We start from the raw sequence: 3,074 nt of genomic DNA on the forward strand, positions 1-3,074 counted from the left end.
ATGAGATAGGTGGACGGGTGGATCTTGGTCGCCGGGTTGCCGAACAGGCCATCATAATTGTAGCCGACCAGCCACAGCATGCCGCCCGAGATGCCGAACAGCACCGCTACCGCCGCGATCAGTCCGAAGCGCGTCAGCGCATCGAGCGACGTGCCGGCGCGGGGTGCGGCAGCACCATGGTTCGAAGCGCTTGCGCTCCAACTGGCAGCCATATCAGGCGGCCTCGTCGACCAGCAAGGCGGCCGTCGGCAACCGCCCCATGACGGAAACCGCCTGCGCGGTCGTCGTGACGTCGCGCATCGGGGTGGCGTTCAGCGTGGCGACGAGTACGATCTCGTCGGCCATGGCGACCAGCGGCGAGGCATTGAGATTGTCGGCCAGCGCGCCGCCGTCGATGACGACGAGTTCGAAGCTCCGGCTGGCCCGGGCCAGCATCTGCTGCGCAAAATAGATGCCATGCGCTTCCTGGAAAACCGCCTTTGAGCGGCCCCTGCCCAGCACGGCAACGTTGCTGCCGGCGGCGTAATGGCTGACGGCCTCAAAGGCGTACTCGCCGCGCAGCACATCGAGGATCCCCGGCTGCGGATCCTTCTGGTCGCCGCCGCCGGCATTGGCATCGATGAACAGCACCCGGCTGCCCCTGGACGCCGCGGCATTGGCCAGCAGCCGCGCCACCCGGCTGCGCTGCGCGCCCTCGCCCGGCGACGATGTCACCAGGATGGAAGGCACCAGCGGCCAGTCCGCCGGACGCTGGCCCGAACTGAACATGCGCCTCAGCGCAAGGCCGACAACGGCGTCGGTCTTCTGGCTGGAGGCGGCGGCCGAACTTGCGCCGAAAGGCCACCAGCGCCACCCAGTGCCTGAATTTGCCGGCACCACGCCCAGCACCGGCGCGTCGATGGCCGACTGCATCTGCGCGCTGGAAAGCACCGTCGGCGAGGAATATTCGGCGATCAGCGCCAGACCGGTGCCGAGCCCGAGGCCGCCGAATATCGCGCCCAGCAACAGCAGCGGCAAAGGCGGCCAGCTTTTCTTCAAGGCGGGCATGGCATTGGAGATGATGCGCGCATTGGTGCTGTCGACATTGATCTGCTCGCGCGTCTCCTGGGCGCGCTGGAGATAGTTCGAGTAGACGGAACGCAGCGCCTCGAGATCGCGCTGCAATTCGCGCAGCCGCACCGAGGCCTGGTCGGTGTCGAGCGACTTGCTCTTCATGCCGGCGACCTTGGCTTCCAGCGCCTGCTGGTTGGCCAGCGCCCGTTCGTAGTCCGTCTCGGTGGCGGTGGCGATGCGGCCGAGCTCGCGCGCGATCAGCTGGCGCGTGTCGCGCAGCTGCTGCTGGGCTGCGATCAGCGAAGGATGACGCGGCCCCAGCTCCGTGCCGAGCTGCGAGACCTGGTCGACCAGCGTCGCCTCCTGTGCCCGCAGGCTCGAGATCACCGCCGAACGCATCGCCTCCGAGGTTGCGTCCGCCGTGCCGCTCTGCCGGCGCATCTGGTCGACCTGCGCCTTCAGCGCCGCGGTGCGGCTCTGCGCCGCCGCAAGCTGCGTGTTGATCTCGGTCAGTTCCTGGTCGCTGACCAGGTTCCCTGCCGCCATCACCATGTTGTTGGCGGACTTATAGGCCTCGACGGCATTCTCGGCCTGCTGGACGCGTTTGCGCTGCTCGTCCAGCCGGGCGGTGATCGACTCGGAGGCGTCCCTGGCCATTTTCGCGCGCGCGCTCGCCTGATCGACCAGGTAGGCCTGCGCGATGGCGTTGGCCAGGAGGGCGGCCTTGTCGGCGCTCTTGGCGGTGACGATGACGTCGAGGACCAGGACCTTGTCGGCCCGCTTCACCGCCAGGCGCCGGCGCAGCGCGTCGAGTGTCTGCACCGACCTGTCGCCTTCGGCCGATGCCGAACCGAGCAGGCGCGACAGCAAGCCCTGCCCGTTGAATTCCGGATCCTGCGTCAGGTTTGTCGCCGCGATCGCCCGCATCAGCACGCCTGTCGACTGGACCACGCTGACCTGGCTCTCGACCTGCGTGATGCCGCCATCGGGTGAGATACGGCTGGGATTGACGTCGTTGGTGACCACCTGCAGGTCCTGCGGATCGATGAGGATTTCCGCCGCCGAGCTGTAGAGCGCGGGCGTGAAAAGACCGTAGAGAAGGGCGACCAGCGTCAGCAGTGCGACAGTGCCGAAGATCCAGAACCGGCGGCGCACCAGGATGCGCTTCAGGTCGCCCAGTTCGACAGTCGAAGCTGCGTATGATCCCGCGCGTGCCGCATCCGGAGAGTGTTGCTGAGGAACCATGGGCAGGGATGATTGCATGGCTGCCTCCGACAATACTCCATATGCCGGCAAGGTCAGTTGCGGCGCTAACCTAGCTATTCCTCCAACTGTTAAAACATTGTTAATTATGTTGAGAGGTGACGTGAATTTTGGCACGCGGTTTGCTTAAAAATATACATATCGGGGTGTTGGTTACGCGGCGAGCGGAGACGGATGCAGATGGGGTTACAATTTGACCGGACCGGCCTGGCCGGCAAGGCCGGGCACCGCGTTTTCGGGCCTCCACCATGCAGATAAGTCTACGCCTGGACGGCGACTGCGTCCGCGCCTTTCATCTCACGCTGCTGGAGCGCCTTGCCGCGCTCGGCGACGAACTGTCCGTCGATGTCAGGCCGGCGGGCGGCGGCATTCCGCGCAGCGCCGCAGCCCTGTTTCAACTCGAAACGGCGATCCACGGACTGCCCCATGATGGACTGGCCCATGATGGACTGGCCAAGCGTGTGCCGCTTTCGGCGCTCGCGCCCTATCGGCAGTCCCCCGCTTCGCCCGACCTGGTCATCGACCTCTGCGGCGATGTCAGGCTGGAAAGCACACGCGTCTGGCACGTCACCTATGACGGCGCCAGCGGCGAAGCGGCCTTGCTGGCCTCGATCCTCGCCGGCCGCACGCCACTTGCCCGCATCGAGGAGAACGGCGTTGCGATCGCGGCCGGGCGTCTGGGCACAGAATATGGCGGCATCGCGCTGGCGTCCTTCCAGGATATGCTGGCGCGCACAGCAAGCCTGATCGTCGCTGCC

The 3,074-nt window shown here is 66.2% G+C and carries 1 protein-coding gene and 2 pseudogenes; 1 reads left to right on the forward strand and 2 read right to left on the reverse strand.

What is annotated here, in order from left to right:
• Positions 1-212, reverse strand: a pseudogene (locus tag EN964_RS30245) (hypothetical protein); the annotation flags it as partial.
• A 1-nt stretch (position 213) separates the two neighbouring features.
• Positions 214-2,316: an exopolysaccharide transport family protein gene (locus EN964_RS30250; protein WP_127272564.1), complete on the reverse strand. Its 2,103-nt coding sequence runs from the start codon at positions 2,314-2,316 to the stop codon at positions 214-216.
• 248 nt (positions 2,317-2,564) lie between these two features.
• Here EN964_RS30250 and EN964_RS30255 point away from each other — a divergent pair.
• A pseudogene (locus EN964_RS30255) lies at positions 2,565-3,074 on the forward strand (formyl transferase); the annotation flags it as partial.

The organism is Mesorhizobium sp. M7A.F.Ca.CA.001.10.2.1, assembly GCF_003998575.1.
GTDB lineage: Bacteria > Pseudomonadota > Alphaproteobacteria > Rhizobiales > Rhizobiaceae > Mesorhizobium.

What these genes read in the sequence shown, in the direction of transcription:
- EN964_RS30250 (WP_127272564.1), bottom strand. Translation starts at nt 2,316, where the DNA reads ATGCAATCATCCCTGCCCATGGTTCCTCAGCAACACTCTCCGGATGCG.